14 protein-coding genes are annotated in these 15923 nt (G+C 70.0%); 10 read left to right on the top strand and 4 right to left on the bottom strand.

Annotation, left to right across the window (positions count from 1 at the left end; translation table 11 throughout):
• Positions 1-126: 126 nt before the first annotated feature.
• Entirely contained in the window at positions 127-2934 is a 2808-nt protein-coding gene (gene secA / locus RUR_RS29330; RefSeq protein WP_283138460.1) for a preprotein translocase subunit SecA, read from the top strand.
• Between the two features lie 56 nt (positions 2935-2990).
• On the opposite strand, the gene RUR_RS29325 is transcribed toward secA, so the two are convergent.
• Entirely contained in the window at positions 2991-3596 is a 606-nt protein-coding gene (locus tag RUR_RS29325; protein ID WP_283138459.1) for an Rv3235 family protein, read from the bottom strand.
• A 146-nt stretch (positions 3597-3742) separates the two neighbouring features.
• On the opposite strand from RUR_RS29325, the gene RUR_RS29320 reads away from it, so the two are divergent.
• Positions 3743-5353 (top strand): dolichyl-phosphate-mannose--protein mannosyltransferase, encoded by a 1611-nt coding sequence (locus RUR_RS29320; protein ID WP_283138458.1) that lies wholly within the window; start codon positions 3743-3745, stop codon positions 5351-5353.
• Between the two features lies 1 nt (position 5354).
• On the opposite strand, the gene RUR_RS29315 is transcribed toward RUR_RS29320, so the two are convergent.
• Together RUR_RS29315 and RUR_RS29310 are read right to left on the bottom strand one after the other, a co-directional pair.
• Positions 5355-6746, bottom strand: coding sequence for a PTS transporter subunit EIIC (locus RUR_RS29315; protein ID WP_283138457.1), 1392 nt, complete (start codon positions 6744-6746; stop codon positions 5355-5357).
• A gap of 41 nt (positions 6747-6787) precedes the next feature.
• Positions 6788-7537, bottom strand: a complete 750-nt coding sequence (locus RUR_RS29310) for a GntR family transcriptional regulator (RefSeq protein ID WP_283138456.1) — start codon at positions 7535-7537, stop codon at positions 6788-6790.
• A 160-nt stretch (positions 7538-7697) separates the two neighbouring features.
• Between RUR_RS29310 and RUR_RS29305 the strand changes: the two genes are divergently transcribed.
• The 7 genes from RUR_RS29305 to nagZ all read left to right on the top strand — a co-directional run bounded on the left by RUR_RS29305 (position 7698) and on the right by nagZ (position 13888).
• A complete protein-coding gene (locus tag RUR_RS29305; protein WP_283138455.1) occupies positions 7698-8732 on the top strand; it encodes an SIS domain-containing protein in 1035 nt (344 codons plus the stop codon).
• A 16-nt stretch (positions 8733-8748) separates the two neighbouring features.
• Positions 8749-8985 (top strand): PTS sugar transporter subunit IIB, encoded by a 237-nt coding sequence (locus RUR_RS29300; protein ID WP_283138454.1) that lies wholly within the window; start codon positions 8749-8751, stop codon positions 8983-8985.
• A 4-nt stretch (positions 8986-8989) separates the two neighbouring features.
• Complete coding sequence (locus tag RUR_RS29295) at positions 8990-9439, top strand: PTS sugar transporter subunit IIA (RefSeq protein WP_283138453.1); 450 nt, start codon at positions 8990-8992, stop codon at positions 9437-9439.
• Positions 9440-9447: 8 nt separating this feature from the next.
• A complete protein-coding gene (locus RUR_RS29290; protein WP_283138452.1) occupies positions 9448-10077 on the top strand; it encodes an HAD family hydrolase in 630 nt (209 codons plus the stop codon).
• Positions 10078-10153: 76 nt separating this feature from the next.
• Positions 10154-10411, top strand: coding sequence for an HPr family phosphocarrier protein (locus tag RUR_RS29285; RefSeq protein ID WP_283138451.1), 258 nt, complete (start codon positions 10154-10156; stop codon positions 10409-10411).
• Positions 10412-10437: 26 nt separating this feature from the next.
• Positions 10438-12108: a phosphoenolpyruvate--protein phosphotransferase gene (gene ptsP / locus RUR_RS29280; protein ID WP_283138450.1), complete on the top strand. Its 1671-nt coding sequence runs from the start codon at positions 10438-10440 to the stop codon at positions 12106-12108.
• Between the two features lie 49 nt (positions 12109-12157).
• Entirely contained in the window at positions 12158-13888 is a 1731-nt protein-coding gene (gene nagZ / locus RUR_RS29275) for a beta-N-acetylhexosaminidase (protein ID WP_283138449.1), read from the top strand.
• 86 nt (positions 13889-13974) lie between these two features.
• Here the strand turns inward: nagZ and RUR_RS29270 are convergent, their stop codons facing one another.
• On the bottom strand, positions 13975-15174 hold the full coding sequence (locus RUR_RS29270; RefSeq protein WP_283138448.1) for an acyl-CoA dehydrogenase family protein: 1200 nt from the start codon (positions 15172-15174) through the stop codon (positions 13975-13977).
• Between the two features lie 34 nt (positions 15175-15208).
• On the opposite strand from RUR_RS29270, the gene RUR_RS29265 reads away from it, so the two are divergent.
• Positions 15209-15841: an HAD family hydrolase gene (locus RUR_RS29265; RefSeq protein WP_283138447.1), complete on the top strand. Its 633-nt coding sequence runs from the start codon at positions 15209-15211 to the stop codon at positions 15839-15841.
• Positions 15842-15923 lie beyond the last annotated feature (82 nt).

Below are 15923 nucleotides of genomic sequence, written 5' to 3'. Positions count from 1 at the left end.
CGTGGGCGGGAACCTCCGGGCACGCGTATTCGTCCCTCAGGGTGGCTGTGTCAAGGGGGCGGCTCGCCTACCATGGCATCGAGGAAATATGTCTCGCCCTCAGATCTGCGAGGAGCTTTACATCCAGTGCCAGCCATACTCGACAGAATTCTTCGCGCCGGCGAAGGCAAGATCCTGCGTAAGCTCAAGCGGATCGCGGAGCAGGTCAACTCCATTGAGGACGATTTCCGCGAGCTTTCCGACGCAGAGCTGCGAGCGCTGACCGCCGAATACCGGCAGCGCCACGCCGACGGCGAGTCGCTCGACGAGCTTCTTCCCGAGGCCTTCGCCACGGTGCGTGAGGCCGCCAGGCGCGTTCTCGGGCAGCGTCACTACGATGTTCAGATCATGGGCGGCGCGTCGCTGCACATGGGCAACATCTCCGAGATGCGGACCGGTGAGGGGAAGACCCTGACCTGTTCGCTGCCCGCCTACCTCAACGCCATCTCCGGCAAGGGCGTCCACGTCGTCACGGTCAACGACTACCTGGCCAAACGTGACGCCGAGTGGATGGGGCGCGTCCACCGCTTCCTCGGCCTGGAGGTCGGGGTGATCATCGCCAACCAGCCGCCCGAAGTACGGCGGAAGGCGTATCAGGCCGACATCACGTACGGCACGAACAACGAGTTCGGCTTCGACTACCTGCGTGACAACATGGCGTGGTCGCTGGACGAGTGCGTGCAGCGCGGCCACAACTACGCCATCGTCGACGAGGTCGACTCGATCCTCATCGACGAGGCCCGGACACCGCTGATCATCTCGGGCCCCGCGGACCAGAGCGCCAAGTGGTACGGCGAGTTCTCCAAGATCGTTCCCCGGCTGCGCAAGGGCGAGGCCGGCAAGGACGGCGCGCCCGACACCGGCGACTACGAGGTGGACGAGAAGAAGCGGACCGTCGGCATCCTGGAGTCGGGCGTCGAGAAGGTCGAGGACTGGCTCGGCATCGACAACCTGTACAAGCCGGAGAACACCCCGCTGGTCGGCTTCCTCAACAACGCCCTCAAGGCCAAGGAGCTGTACAAGAAGGACAAGGACTACATCGTCGTGGACGGCGAAGTCCTGATCGTCGACGAGTTCACCGGTCGTGTCCTGCACGGTCGCCGGTACAACGAGGGCATGCACCAGGCGATCGAGGCGAAGGAGGGGGTGGAGATCAAGGACGAGAACCAGACCCTCGCCACGATCACCCTCCAGAACTACTTCCGCCTGTACGGCAAGCTCGGCGGCATGACCGGTACCGCGATGACCGAGGCCAACGAGTTCCACCAGACCTACAAGCTCGGCGTCATTCCGATCCCGACCAACCGGCCGATGATCCGCAAGGACCAGTCGGACGTGGTCTACAAGACCGTGGACGCCAAGTTCGCCGCCTGCGTGCAGGACATCAAGGAGCGGTACGAGAAGGGCCAGCCGGTCCTGGTCGGCACCACCTCGGTGGCCAAGTCCGAGAAGCTCTCCAAGATGCTGACCCGGGCGGGCGTGGTGCACGAGGTGCTCAACGCCAAGCACCACGAGCGGGAGGCGACGATCATCGCCGAGGCCGGGCGCAAGTGCGCGGTCGTCGTGGCGACGAACATGGCCGGTCGAGGCACCGACATCATGCTCGGCGGGAACCCCGAGTTCCGGGCCGACCTGGAGCTGCACCAGCGCGGACTGTCGCCGCTGGAGACCCCCGAGGAGTACGAGGCCGCCTATCCGGAGGCGTTGGAGAAGGCCAAGAAGGCCGTCGCCGACGAGCACCAGGAGGTGACCGAGCTCGGCGGGCTCTACGTCCTCGGCACCGAGCGGCACGAGTCACGGCGGATCGACAACCAGCTCCGCGGCCGGTCGGGCCGTCAGGGCGACCCGGGCGAGTCCCGCTTCTACCTGTCGTTGGAAGACGACCTGATGCGGCTGTTCAACTCGGCGCGCGTCGAGATGATCATGAACCGCCTGAACATCCCCGAGGACGTGCCGATCGAGTCGGGCATCGTCTCCAAGGCGATCCAGTCGGCTCAGCACCAGGTCGAGCAGCAGAACTTCGAGATCCGCAAGAACGTCCTCAAGTACGACGAGGTGATGAACAGCCAGCGCAAGGTGATCTACGCCGAGCGCAGGCGGGTGCTGGAGGGCGCCGACATCTCCAGCCAGGTCGAGGAGTTCGTGGAGGAGGTCGTCGAGGGCTATGTGACCGGGGCGACCGCCGACGGCTTCGCCGAGGAGTGGGACCTGGACAAGCTCTGGAAGGCGTTCGGCGAGCTCTACCCGATCTCGGTGACCGCGGAGGACGTCCTCAAGGAGGTGGGCGGCGAGCAGGCCGGGCTTTCGGCCGAGCATCTCGCCGAAATCCTCAAGGGCGACGCCCGGCTGGCGTACCGGGGCCGTGAGGAGCAGCTCGGCACCGAGGCGACCCGGGAGCTTGAGCGCCGGGTGATCCTGTCGGTGCTGGACCGCAAGTGGCGTGAGCACCTGTACGAGATGGACTACCTCCAGGAGGGCATCGGACTGCGGGCGATGGCCCAGCGCGACCCGCTGATCGAGTATCAGCGTGAGGGCTACGAGATGTTCCGCGGCATGCTGGACGGGATCAAGGAGGAGTCCGTCGGGCTCCTGTTCAACCTCGACGTCCAGGTCCAGGAGAACCCGATCTCCTACGAGGAGCAGGCGGTCGAGGACGCCGCGGTCAGCGAGACCCGGTCGATCATCGCCGCGGGGCTGCGCGGCCCCTCGCGTCCCGCCCGGCTCCAGTACACCGCCCCGGCCGAGGGCGGGGGGGTCGAGCAGCACAGCGAGCAGGTCTCGACCCCGGCCGAGCGCGCCTCCTACGGCGACGTCTCCCGCAACGCGCCCTGCCCCTGCGGGTCGGGCAAGAAGTTCAAGCGCTGCCACGGCGATCCCAAGCACGCGAACGCCTGACAGGCGATCCGCCGAAGGGGCACCCGGTCTCGGGTGCCCCTTTCGGTTTCTCCCCCTCAGGCCGTCTCGAAGTCGGTGCACAGCCACTGGACGCCGTATCTGCGCAGCCGCAGCGCGAGCGCCCGGGCGCGCTCGCCGCAGCACACCAGGACGCACATCTCCACGACGTCCTCGCGCGGCTGGCAGAGGTGGGGCCGTCCGACCAGGGGAGCCCGCGGGGTTTCGATCATCACCCCCGCCCGCAGGAGCTCGGCGTAGGCCTGGTCGGTGAGGCGTGGGGCGAGGGTCTCCGGCGGGCGCCGCCCGGTGAGGACTTCGGCCATCGCCTGGGCGAGCCGGCGCAGGCGCCGCTCGTCGGGGGCGGCTCCGGGGGGTCCCCAGATGAGCGGGGAACCGTGCACCCCGGCGACCTGAGCCGCGGGGATCTCCGCCGGTTCGAAGACGAGCGCGAGCGTCCCCTGTACGGCGGGCGCCTCCGATCCGGGGTCCCGTTCGTCGTCGTACGGCGGGTCGGCGCGGGGTACGGGGCCCTGCCGGGGGAGCGCGACGGGGCGGGTACGGCCGGGGCTGGGTCGCTGGGGGGCGGGCATCGTGACTCCGGGGAGGTCGTCGGGTAACTCCTTGTCGTCGGTGAGAGTGTTCCCGGCGGCGCCGTGATACATCGGAGCGGGAGGTCATCCGGGGATTCGCCGGAACCAGAGGTGAATGCCGGAAATGTTCTCTCCACCCTGCGCCGTCCGGGCACTACCATGTCCGAGTGGCGGTGACCGAGTACGACAAGTCCCCTGTATCCGCACAGACACCTGATGTGTCATCAGGCGATACGTCGCTCCTGCGGCGCCTGCCCCCGATCCTGCGCAGCGGCACGCTCTGGGGGTGGGTGGGCCCGCTCATCGTCACGATCTTCGGGGCTTTCCTCCGATTCGAACGCCTGGGCAAGCCCGAGGCGATCGTCTTCGACGAGGCGCACTACGTCAAACAGGCGGTGAGCCTGCTCCGCTTCGGGATCGAGCGGGAGACGCTCCGGCTCAGCGACGACAACAACACCAACGACAAGATGATCGCCGAACGGCTGGTCTCCGGGGACGCCGACATTTTCGTCCAATGTGCCGGGGAGATGGCCGACCGCTGCGCCATGCAGGCGGTGCATCCCCCGCTCGGCAAGTGGATGATCGCGCTCGGCGAGTGGCTCTTCAGCCTGAACTCGTTCGGCTGGCGCTTCGGTGTGGCGCTCTTCGGCACCTTGTCCATCCTCATTCTGGCGCGCACCGCCCGGCGGATGACGGGGTCGACGCTGCTGGGATGCCTCGCCGGGTTCCTCCTCGCCCTCGACGGTCTGCACTACGTCCTCAGCAGATCGGCGCTGCTCGACGTCTTCCTCACCTTCTGGATCATCGCGGCCTTCGCCTGCCTGGTCGCCGACCGCGACGACCTGCGACGCCGGTTCGACGAGTGGGATCGGGCCCGTGCCGTGGCCCCGAACGGCGCCGAGTGGCTCAAGGGCCCGCGCCTCGGGGTCCGTCCCTGGCGGATCGGGATGGGGATCTGCCTGGGGCTGGCGCTCGCCGTCAAGTGGAACGCGATCTTCTTCATCGTCGCCTTCGTGGTGATCAGCCTGTTCTGGGACGCAGGGGTGCGCAAGGCCAAGCGGCTGCCCCGCCCCGTGCTGCAGACCCTGGGCCGTCAGCTCCCCGGCGCGGCGGGCACCCTGGCGGTGACCTCCGGGGTCTCCTACACCCTCACCTGGACCGGCTGGTTCGTCTCAGCCCACGGTTATGCCCGGAACTGGGCGGACGCCGTGGACGGCGGGCCGTTCCACTTCGTGGTCAGCACGCTGCGGTCGTGGGTGACCTACCACGTCGACGCGCTGCGTTTCCACTCCGGGCTCAGCACCCACCACAGCTACATGTCCGAGCCCTGGCAGTGGCCGATCCTGGCTCGACCGGTCCTCTTCCATCATCAGCGCGAGGGGGTGACCGGCTGCGGGACGACCGCGTGCGCCGAGACGATCCTCGGTGTGGGCACCCCGGCGATCTGGTGGGGCGGTCTGGTCGCCCTGGTGGTGATGATCGCCTGGTACGTCGCCACGCGGGACTGGCGGGCGGGGACCGTGCTGCTCATGTACGGCGTCGGCTGGTTCCCCTGGTTCTACTACGCCATCGCGCACAACCGCACGATGTATCAGTTCTACGCGCTGCCCATGCTTCCGTTCCTCATCCTGGCGCTGGTCTTCGCCCTGGGGCTGCTGATCGGCCCGGGCGGCTCCCCGACGTTCCGCCGGGCGGCGGGGGCGTCGATCGCCGGCACCTACACGCTGCTGGTGCTCATCAACTTCTGGTGGCTCTATCCGGTGCTCGGCTCGGTCGTCACCACCGTGGCCGACTGGTACGCCCGGATGTGGTTCTCCAGCTGGGTGTGAGTCAGGTCTTGGCGGGTCCCGGGCCGGGATACGGCCCGGGACCGTCCGTCAGGACGATCACCTCGCCCGATTCGGTGTCGCCGCCGGCGCCCCGGCCGGGGGTCATGATGTTCATCCGCTTGATCAGGAAGAGGAAGACGGCGTAGTAGACGGCCGCGTAGACCACCCCGACGAGCAGGATGCCGACGAGGTTCTGCGTGTTGCTCTTGAAGGCGTTGAGCGCCATGTCGATCAGACCGGCGGAGAAGCCGAAGCCGAGCTGGCCGCCGATCAGGTCGACGATCGCCATCGACACCCCGGTGAGCAGGGCGTGCACCAGGAACAGCAGCGGCGCGACGAAGACGAAGGCGAACTCGATGGGCTCGGTGATCCCGGTGACGAATGAGGCGAGTCCCGCGCTGAACATGATCCCCCCGACCGTCGCCCGGCGGTGCCGCGGGGCGGCCTGCCAGATGGCGAGGGCCGCGGCGGGGAGGCCGAACATCATGACGGGGAAGAAGCCCGCCATGAATCCCCCGGCGTTCGGGTCGCCGCCGAAGTAGCAGTTCCAGTCGCCGCCGAGCGTCCCCCCGGCGACCTGGCACTCGGGGAGGGTGAACCAGACGATGGAGTTGACGAAGTGGTGGAGTCCGAGGGGGATGAGCAGCCGGTTGATGAATCCGTAGATCCCGACCCCCGTGGCGCCCGCGGCGGAGAGCGCCTCGCCGGCGCTTTTCACCAGCTCGCCGAGGCTCGGCCAGAGCCAGCCGATGAGCACGCCGAGGACGAGCGCGACCAGCGCCGTCACGATCGGCACCAGCCGGCGCCCGCTGAAGAACGACAGCCAGGTGGGGAGCTTGGTCCGGTGGTAGCGCTGCCAGAGGACGGCCGTGACGAACCCCATGAGGATCCCGCCGAGTACCCGGGTCGGGTTCTGCAGGCCGATGTTGAGGATCTCGGTGAACCCGCCGGGGACCTCCGGGTCGTACCGCCGGAGTGTCACGGACTCGCTGATGGCCGACCCTTGGAACATCACCTTGCTGACCCGGTCGAAGACGAGGTAGCCGACGACCGCGGAGAGCGCGGTGGTGCCGTCGCTCTTACGGGCGCAGCCGATGGCGACCCCCACGGCGAAGAGCAGCGGGAGGTTGTCGAAGAGGGAGGCCCCGGCCGCGGCGAAGACCGTGCCGATCCGCTCGGTCCAGGCGAAGAGCTCCAGTTCGGCGAGCCCGCCGGGTTCGGCGCCGTTGCGGCCGAGCATGTCGGGCTGGCCGAAGCGCAGGAGCAGCGCCGCGACCGGGAGGGCGGCGAGGGGCAGCATCAGGGAGCGCCCGAGCCTGGACATGAAGGAGACGGCGGCCGTGCGGAACCGGCGCCCGACGGATCCGCTGACATCGGCGGACGTGGCACCCATCGTCGTCTCCTCCAAATCGGGGGGCGGAGGCATGAACTCGGTTACCTGGTCGCGGCGCCCTTCCTGGGCATCTCCAGCACGGTGCGCAACTGGTAGCGGTCCGCGCGATAGGTGGACACCACGAGCTCGATGCAGGTTCCCGAGGCGTAGGAGCGGCGCTGCAGCAGCAGGACGGCGCTTCCTCGGTTGAGCTTAAGCAAGTCGGCATCGCTCGGGTCTGCGATGCCGGCGTCTATGGTCTGCTCCCCGGCGTCGGGGGATATCCCGTACCGGGATCGCAGGATCCGGTAGAGGGAGCGTCCGGTGAGGTCGATGGAGGCGAGGTCGGGCGCGAGGGCGATCGGGATGTGGGACCGTTCGATGCAGAGCGGTTCGCCGTCGGCCGTACGGAGACGCTCGATGAAGTGGACCCGGTCGCCGGGTTCGATGCAGAGTTCCCGGGCGAGGTGGGCGCTGGCCCGGATGACGCGGCGGTCCAGGTCGCGGGAGCCGGGGTCTAGACCGCGGGCGCGCATGTCCTCGGAGAACGAGGTGAGGGCGAGCGCCATCTCCAGTTTGGGGCGGGCCACGAAGGTGCCCTTGCCGGCGATCCGGTTGAGCCGTCCCTCGGAGACCAGGTGGTCGACTGCTTGACGGACGGTCATCCGCGAGAGACTGTAACGCTGGCTCAGGTCACGCTCAGAAGGGATCGCGGCACCGATCGGCAGCTCGTCCGTCTCAATGAGCTCGAGGAGGATCTCTCGCAGCTGGAAGTACTTTGGAACGGGACTGTCCGGATCGATCTGACCCACCCGATCACCTCACTGTCACGGTGCCGGCTTATTTCAATCTCGCGTTGTGCTGTGCACTGAGCTAGGGTTCGTACTGGTCTAGGCCGGACTAGACCACACGCCGGATAAAGGTGTCAATGAACAGACCGATAACGGCGCGATCACAGGAGTGCGGGCAGGTATGACCACCAGGATGTTCAGCGAGATCGGCGAGCAGCCCCAGGCCCTGCGGGCCACCTTGGACGCCCTGCTCCCCAGGGTCGGCGAGGTCGAGGAGGTCGCGAAACAGACACGGCAGACCCTCTTCATCGCCCGGGGGACCTCCGACAACGCCGCCGTCTACGGTCGCTACCTGGCCGAGGTCCACGCGGGGCGCCTGTCCACCCTGGCCTCCCCGTCGATCGCCACCACCTACCGGCGCAAACTCGACCTCGACGGTGTGCTCGCGGTCGCCCTGTCGCAGTCCGGCCGTACCGAGGAGATCGTCGAGACGCTCGCCTGGGCCAAGGACTGCGGAGCCCGTACGGTGGCCATCACCAACGGCGGGGAGAACTCCCCCCTCGCCCAGGCCGCCGACCTCGCCCTGTGCACGCTGGCCGGGGAGGAGAAGGCCGTCCCGGCGACCAAGACCTACACCACCCAGCTCGCCGCGCTCGCCGTACTCGGCCTCGGGATGGGGGCCGACGTGGACGTGGCCGACCTGGTCAGGGTCCCGGAGGCCGTGGAGGCGCTGCTCGCCGACCCCGGGGATGTGGACGGCGTGGCCGAGGGGCTCGCCGGCGTCCCGGGCGCCGTGGTCTCGGGCCGCGGGATGGCCTTCTCGACCGCTCTTGAGCTCGCGCTCAAGCTCAAGGAGGCCTGCTACCTGCACGCCATGGGCCTGTCCTACGCCGACCTGCTGCACGGCCCCATCGCCGTCGTCGACGCCGACACCCCGGCGATCCTGGTGGCCGCGGGCGACGGCCCCACGCTCCCCGGCACGGTCGCGCTCGCCCAGCGGGTGACGGGAGCGGGTGCCGCGGCCTACGGTGTGGGTGGCGGCCAGGATCTCGCCGCGGCCTGCACCCTGAGCCTCAAGGGCCCGGATCTGCCGGAGTGGGTGGCTCCGCTCGGTCTCATCGTGCCCGGGCAGCTGCTCACCGAGGCGCTCGCCCGCAGGCTGGGCATCAACCCGGACGCTCCGCGTGGCCTGAACAAGGTGACGCAGACGGACTGAACAAGGGAGAACACCGATGGCGGCGGACGCCAAGGCGATCATCGCTGGACTCGGGGGCGCCGAGAACATCATCGAGATAGAGCCGTGCATCACACGGCTCCGTACGGAGGTCCACGACACGTCCAAGGTGGACAGGACGGCGTTGAAGGCCGCGGGCGCGCACGGCGTGGTGGCCGCGGGCACGGTGATTCAGGTGATCGTGGGGCCGGAGGCGGACGCGATCGCCGGCGACATCGAAGACCTCATCGGCTAGCACGGTGCTGGCTGTGCTCGCCCCGGTCTCGGGGGAGGTCATCGGGCTGGGCGCGGTGCCCGATCCGGCCTTCGCCGAGGGGGTGGTCGGACCGGGAACGGCGATCGACCCCACCCGCCTGCCGGGCGAGGCGGTCTCCCCGCTCGGGGGGCGGATCGCCAAGCTCCATCCGCACGCTTTCGTGGTGGTCGGGCCAGGTGGTCGAGGGGTCCTCGTCCACCTGGGGATCGACACCGTGGATCTGCGGGGGGAGGGCTTCCGGCTGCTGGCCGCCGAGGGAGACCGGGTGCGGGCGGGTCAGCCGATCGTGGCGTGGAACCCCGCCGCGGTGGTGGCGAGCGGGTTCTCCCCGGTCTGCCCGATCGTGGCCCTGGACGTCGGCCGGGACAGACTCACCCGTATGGTGGACTCCGGACGGGTCGACAAGGGGGATGAGATCTTTCAGTGGCGCTAGGACCGGCTGTGCTGTTCGACCTAGACGGAACCTTGATCAACTCTGAGCGCCGGAGCATGGCCATGTGGGCGATGCTGCTCCGGGCGCACGACGTCCGGCACGACGATGCGATCCTCCGCGGGTTCATGGGGCGGCGCGGCCGGGACGTGCTCCCGGAGTTCTTCCCCGGCGGGGACATCGAGGCGCTCTTCGACGAGGTGGTCTCGTACGGGGAGCATCCCGACCTGCCCGAGGTGGAGCTGGTGCCCGGCGCCTCCTCGTTCGTCCGTCAGGTGGTCGGCCACGGCTCGCCGGTCGCGCTGGTCACCTCGGCGACCCGCTGGTGGGCGGAGAGCGCCCTGGCGCAGCTGGACGTGGCCCATTTGATCTCCACTCGGATCACCGCGGAGGACGTGACCGAGGGTAAGCCCCATCCCGGGCCGTTCCTGCTGGCCGCGGCCGCGCTGGGCGTCGATCCCGTGGAGTGCGTGGTGTTCGAGGACTCGGCCGCCGGGATCGCGGCGGCCCGGGCCGCGGGCATGTCGTGCGTAGGGGTGGCGACCACACTCGACGGAGGTCAGCTCGGTGACGCCGACCTGGTGGTCGCGGACCTGACCGAGATCGAGTGGCCGGCCGGTCTAGACCGTATCCTCCGATGAGACGAGACGGCCCGCTGTTCAATGCGGTTATTCGCAGAACTGTTCGGGAATGTTGGGGATAACAGAAGGAGTCGGCGTGGCGGAACGGAAGGTGACCGTGGTCTCCGAGGTCGGGTTGCACGCCAGGCCCGCGGCGAACTTCGTCCGGGCCGCGGCGAAGGCGGAGATCCCCGTCACGGTCGGCAGGGTCGGGGAGGACGTCGTCAGCGCCAAGAGCATCCTCGCGGTCCTCGGGATCGACGTCCGTCAGGGCGACGAGATCGTTATCACCGCCGACGGAGAGGGCGCGGAGGACCTCTTGGACGAGCTGGCCGCCATCGCGTCGACCCCCTGACCCGTCGCGGGAAGGGAGGCGAAGCCATGGCCGAGGCGGAGTACCGCGGCCTCGGGGTGAGCCCGGGGATCGGTTTCGCCCCCGTGTACCGGCTGGCGGACGGGGCCCCCGAGCCGCCCGCGGACGCCGTACCGCACGGCGACGCCTCCGCCGAGTCGGCCCGCGCGCTCGACGCGCTGGAGCGGGTCGCCTCCTGGCTGGAGGGGCTGGGTGAGCGGACCGGCGGCGAAGCCGGGGACATCCTGCTGGCGCAGGCGTTGATGGCCCGGGATCCCGGGCTCGCCGACGAGGTGCGGCGCCGGGCCGCGGAGGGTATGGCCGCCGCCCGGGCCGTCTACGAAGCTTTCATGAAATATCGGGCTTTATTGGATCGGGCGGGGACCTACCTCGCGGCACGTGTCGCCGACCTCGACGACGTCCGGGACCGGGTGCTCGCCGACCTGTACGGGGTCCGCCGCCCCACCCCGCCCGCCGGCGGCGGGCCGTACGTCCTCATCGCCCGCGACCTCGCCCCCGCCGACACCGCGGCGCTCGACCGCGACCTCGTCGCCGCCTTCGTGACCGAGGAGGGCGGGCCCACCGGCCACACCGCGATCATCGCCCGGCTCCTCGGGATACCCGCCGTGGTGGCCTGCCCCGGCGCGACGTCCATCCCACCGGGGACCGCGGTGCTCGTGGACGGCTCAACCGGGGCGGTGACCCCGGCTCCGGCCCCCGAACGGGTGGGGGAGGCGCTGCGGAGCGCCGGGACGCGGGCCGCCGCCCTCGTGGCGGCCCGGGGACCGGGAACGACCGCCGACGGGTACCCGGTGCCGCTCCTGGCCAACATCGGGAGCCCGGAGGAGCTCGCCCTCGCGCTCGACCACGGGGCGGAGGGCGTGGGGCTCTTCCGGACCGAGTTCCTCTTCCTGGACCGGGCCGACCCCCCGTCCGAGGACGAGCAGATCGCCGCCTACCGCCCGGTCCTGCGCGCCTTCCCCCACGGGCGCGTCGTGGTGCGGGTGCTGGACGCGGGGGCCGACAAGCCGCTCGCCTTCCTGCCCGGGGGCAGGCAGGACAACCCCGCGCTGGGGGAACGCGGGCTCCGGCTGCTCCGCAGGCATCCACAAGTCCTCCAGACGCAGCTCAAGGCGCTCAGGCGGGCGGCCGAGGGGACCTTGGCCAGGCTGGACGTCATGGCGCCGATGGTCACCGACGCCGCGGACGCGGCGTGGTTCGCGGCGCGCTGCCGGGCCGCGGGGCTGGCGTCGGCGGGCGCCGTGGTCGAGGTCCCCGCCGCGGCGCTGCGGGCCCGGGACCTCGCCCCGCACCTGGACTTCGTCTCTGTCGGGACCAACGATCTGGCCCAGTACACCTTCGCCGCCGACCGCGGGCTGGGCGCCCTCGCCGGGTTCCAGGATCCCTGGCATCCGGCGCTGCTCGATCTCGTCGCGATGACGGTGGCCGCGGGAAAACCGTGCGGGGTCTGCGGGGAGGCCGCGGCCGACCCCGCGCTCGCCTGTGTGCTCGTCGGACTCGGGGTGAGCTCGCTGTCCCTGGGCTCCTCGGCGTTGCCGCTGGTCAGAGCCGCCTTGGCCAGGCACACCCAGCAGCAGTGCGCCGTGGCGGCGCTGCGGGCCCGGGCCGCCCCCACGGCGGGATCGGCCCGGGAGGCGGCCTGCGCCGAGCTCCCCGGCCTGGCGCGACTCGGCCTGTGAGCGGGCGTGGCCGACTGCACAACCGCCGCGGAGCGGCTAGCGTCGAGGTATGAAGCGGTCCACCCGCCTGTTCGGCGTGCTCGTGTCCATGGTGGTTTTGGCGTCCTGCTCCGCCGGGGAGGCGAGCCGCGCGGCTTCCGGGTCGCCGTCGGCCCCCGGCACGGGCGGCGCCCCGTCCGCCACACCGCTGCCGAGTTCGGCCGGGATCGAGGTGGGACCCATGCTGGCGAACATGAGCCTTGAGGACAAGGTGGGCCAGCTTTTCATGCCGGTGGTCTACGGCTCCAGGGCGGACACGGTATCCGGGGAGAACAACGCGCGGTACGGCGTCCCGACCTTCCGCAAGCTGATCGAGAAGTACCGCGTCGGCGGGGTGATCTACTTTCCCTGGGCCGGCAACGTCGAATCGCCCGAGCAGGTCGCCAGGCTCTCCAACGACCTGCAGCGGATCTCGAAGATCCCGCTCCTGATCGGCGCCGACCAGGAGAACGGGATCGTGTCGCGCCTGGAGGCGATCACGACCCGGATCCCCGGGGCCATGGCGATCGGCGCGTCGCGCAGCCCCGAGCTCGCCCGCGAGGTGGCCAGGGTGACGGGGGCCGAGCTCGCGGCCGTCGGCGTCAACCTCGACTTCGCCCCGGTGGCCGACGTCAACGTGGACCCGCGCAACCCGGTCATCGGTTCGCGCTCCTTCAGCTCCGATCCGAAGCTCGCGGCCCGGCTGACGGGTGCCTCGGTGGAGGGTTTCCACGAGGCGGGGATCGCCTCCTCGGCCAAGCACTTCCCCGGCCACGGGGACACCTACACCGACAGCCACACCGGGCTTCCGGTGATCACCCATTCCATGGCGGAGTGGGAGCGGATCGACGCACCGCCGTTCAAGGCCGCGATCGAGCGCGGGGTGGACGCCGTCATGTCGGCGCACATCGTCATGCCGAAGCTCGATTCGTCCGGGGAGCCCGCCACCCTCTCCCCGCGGATCCTCACCGGTCTGCTCCGGGAGAAGCTCGGGTTCAAGGGCGTGGTCATCACCGACGCCCTCAACATGGACGGGGTCCGGAAAAAGTACGACGACGCCGAGGTGGCCGTCCGGTCGGTGCTCGCCGGGGCCGACCTGCTGCTGATGTCGCCGAATCTGCCGGCCGCCTACGACGGGGTGCTCAAGGCGGTCAAGGCCGGGCGTATCTCGCGGGACCGGCTGGACTTGTCGGTGGAGCGGCTGCTCACCCTCAAGCGGGACCGGGGCCTCTTCGACACCGGGGAGACGGACGCGGGGCGGGCGGGCTCGATCCTGCGCTCCGCCGCGCACCGGGAGGTCGCCCAGCGCGCCGCGGACGCCTCGGTGACCGTGGTCAAGCGCGGCGGGCTTCCGGTGAAGCGGGGGGACCGGGTGCTCGTCGCCGGGGTCGTCACCGCCGACCTCGCCAAGGAGCTGACCGAGCTGGGGGCGAAGGTGACGGAGGTGCAGACCGGCGACTCGCCCTCCGGTTCGGTGATCGGTACGGCCGCCGCACGGGCCAAAGGGAGCGACGCGGTCGTGGTGACCACCCGCAACGCGAACCCGGCCCAGGTCGCCTTGGTCGGCAGGCTGGCGAAGTCCGGCGCGCCGGTGGTCGTCGTCTCGGTCGGGGAGCCCTACGACCTGGGCCGGCTCCGGGGCGCGGACACCACGATCGCGCTGTACTCCGACAGCCCACCGTCCCTGCGCGCCGCGGCCAAGGCGATCATGGGTCGCCTCAAGCCCACCGGGAAGCTCCCCGTGGCCGAGCCACGACGCTGAGCCCGTACCCCGCCGGGGCCGCGGATTCGAACGGAGAGGCCGTACGGACACATGTCCGGGGAACCGTCCGGGCCGGGTGGCGCGCCTCAGCGGTAGGGCTTGAGTTCACGGCGCGCCACCGCACGCAGGTGGACCTCGTCGGGGCCGTCGAGGATGCGGAGCGCGCGGGCCTTGGCGTACATCGCGGCCAAGGGGGTGTCGTCCGATACGCCGAGGGCGCCGTGGATCTGGATGGCCCGGTCGACGACCTCGCAGACGACCCGCGGCACGACGATCTTGATCGCGGAGATCTCGTTCCGCGCCTCCTTGGCGCCCACGTTGTCGATCATCCAGGCGGTCTTGAGGACCAGGAGCCGGGCCTGCTCGACCGCGATCCTGGACTCGGCGATCCACTGCCGGACGACTCCCTGGTCGGCGAGGGGCGCCCCGAAGGCGACCCGGCTCACGGCGCGCGCGCACATCAGCTCGATCGCGCGCTCGGCCATGCCGATCGCCCGCATGCACTGGTGGACCCGGCCGGGGCCGAGCCTCGCCTGCGCGATGGCGAAACCCTCGCCCTCGCCGCCGATCAGATTGGCCACGGGCACCCGTACCCCGGTGAAGTCGATCTCGCAGTGGCCCGGCCGGTCCTGGAAGCCGAAGAGCGGCAGGTTGCGGACGACGGTCACGCCCGGGGTGTCGATGGGGACGATGACCTGGGAATGTCGCCGGTGGGGAGGAGCGTCCGGATCCGTCCGGCCGACCACGATCAGGAAGCGGCACCTGGGGTCGGCGGCCCCGGTGATGAACCACTTACGGCCGTCGATCACATAGGAGGCGCCGTCGCGCACGATCGAGGTCGCGATGTTGACGGCGTCGCTGGAGGCGACATCCGGTTCCGACATCGCGTACGCCGACCGGATTTCACCCGCGAGGAGTGGTTTGAGCCAGGTCCGGCGCTGCTCCGGCGTGCCGAACAGGTGCAGCGTCTCCATGGTTCCGGTGTCCGGCACCGCGCAGTTCAGCGCCTCGGGCGCCAGATCGGGGGAGCGGCCGGTGAGTTCGGCGAGCGGCGCGTAGTCGAGCGCGGACAGGCCGGACTCGGCGGGCAGGAAAAGGTTCCACAGGCCGCGGGCCCGGGCCTGCTCCCGTAACTCCTTCATCATCGGAGGTGGCTCGTGGCTGTCGTGGGGCTGCTCATTGCGCCAGGCATGATAGATGGACTCGGCAGGATAAATATGGATCGCCATAAAGTCTTGAAGGTTCGTACGGTACTCCACTGCTTTGGGGCTGATCGCGAAGTCCATATGGTGCAGTCTGGCATGCGATGACGGAGGTGGCATGAAGGGCGTTTTGATCGACTGGGGTGGGGTGCTCACCACGAGCCTCAGCGATGCGATCAAGGGTTGGATCATCGGGGAACGCATCGACCCGGTGCACTACCGCGAGGTCATGACCGAGCTGATCATGGGGGCCTACCAGCTCGGAGCCGTCGACGGGAACCCCGTACACGCCCTGGAGCGCGGCGAGCTGCCCATCGCCGACTTCGAACGCGACCTGGCGGCCCGGCTCCGCACGCTGGACGGCCTCCCGCCGAGCCCGGACGGGCTGCTGGAGCGGATGTTCGCCGGGTTCCACCCGGTTCCGGCCATGTATGACATGCTCCGCACCGCCCGTGCCGCGGGGGTGCGGACCTGCCTGCTGTCCAACTCCTGGGCCGACCACTACGACCGGAGCGGCTGGGAGGAGTGCTTCGACGCGGTCGTCATCTCCGGCGAGGTCGGCATGCGCAAGCCCGAGGAGCGTATCTTCCGGTACGCCGTGGAGACGCTGGGTCTGGAACCCCCGGAGTGCGTGTTCATCGACGACATCCTGCCGAACGTCGAGGCGGCCCGCGCCGTGGGGATCGTGGGGCTGCACCATGTGGAGCCCGAGCAGACCCTGGCCGAGGTCCGGGCGCGGTTCGGCTTCTGAGGCGGGATCGGAGGGTCGGCCGTCCGGCACCGGGATGTCCTGGCACACTCAACTCGTCCGCACCGTCAAACGATGAGGAACC

The organism is Rhizohabitans arisaemae (assembly GCF_025996515.1).
In the GTDB taxonomy this organism is placed as follows: Bacteria; Actinomycetota; Actinomycetes; order Streptosporangiales; family Streptosporangiaceae; genus Rhizohabitans; species Rhizohabitans arisaemae.
This window is presented reverse-complemented; position numbering and strand designations above follow the sequence as displayed.

Excerpts from the sequence above, each read along its gene's own strand:
- RUR_RS29315 (WP_283138457.1), bottom strand. The coding sequence starts at position 6,746 with ATGGGTGCCACGTCCGCCGATGTCAGCGGATCCGTCGGGCGCCGGTTC.
- RUR_RS29265 (WP_283138447.1), top strand. The coding sequence starts at position 15,209 with ATGAAGGGCGTTTTGATCGACTGGGGTGGGGTGCTCACCACGAGCCTC.
- RUR_RS29270 (WP_283138448.1), bottom strand. The coding sequence starts at position 15,174 with ATGGACTTCGCGATCAGCCCCAAAGCAGTGGAGTACCGTACGAACCTT.
- RUR_RS29325 (WP_283138459.1), bottom strand. The coding sequence starts at position 3,596 with ATGTATCACGGCGCCGCCGGGAACACTCTCACCGACGACAAGGAGTTA.
- RUR_RS29300 (WP_283138454.1), top strand. The coding sequence starts at position 8,749 with ATGGCGGCGGACGCCAAGGCGATCATCGCTGGACTCGGGGGCGCCGAG.
- nagZ (WP_283138449.1), top strand. The coding sequence starts at position 12,158 with ATGAAGCGGTCCACCCGCCTGTTCGGCGTGCTCGTGTCCATGGTGGTT.
- RUR_RS29305 (WP_283138455.1), top strand. The coding sequence starts at position 7,698 with ATGACCACCAGGATGTTCAGCGAGATCGGCGAGCAGCCCCAGGCCCTG.
- ptsP (WP_283138450.1), top strand. The coding sequence starts at position 10,438 with ATGGCCGAGGCGGAGTACCGCGGCCTCGGGGTGAGCCCGGGGATCGGT.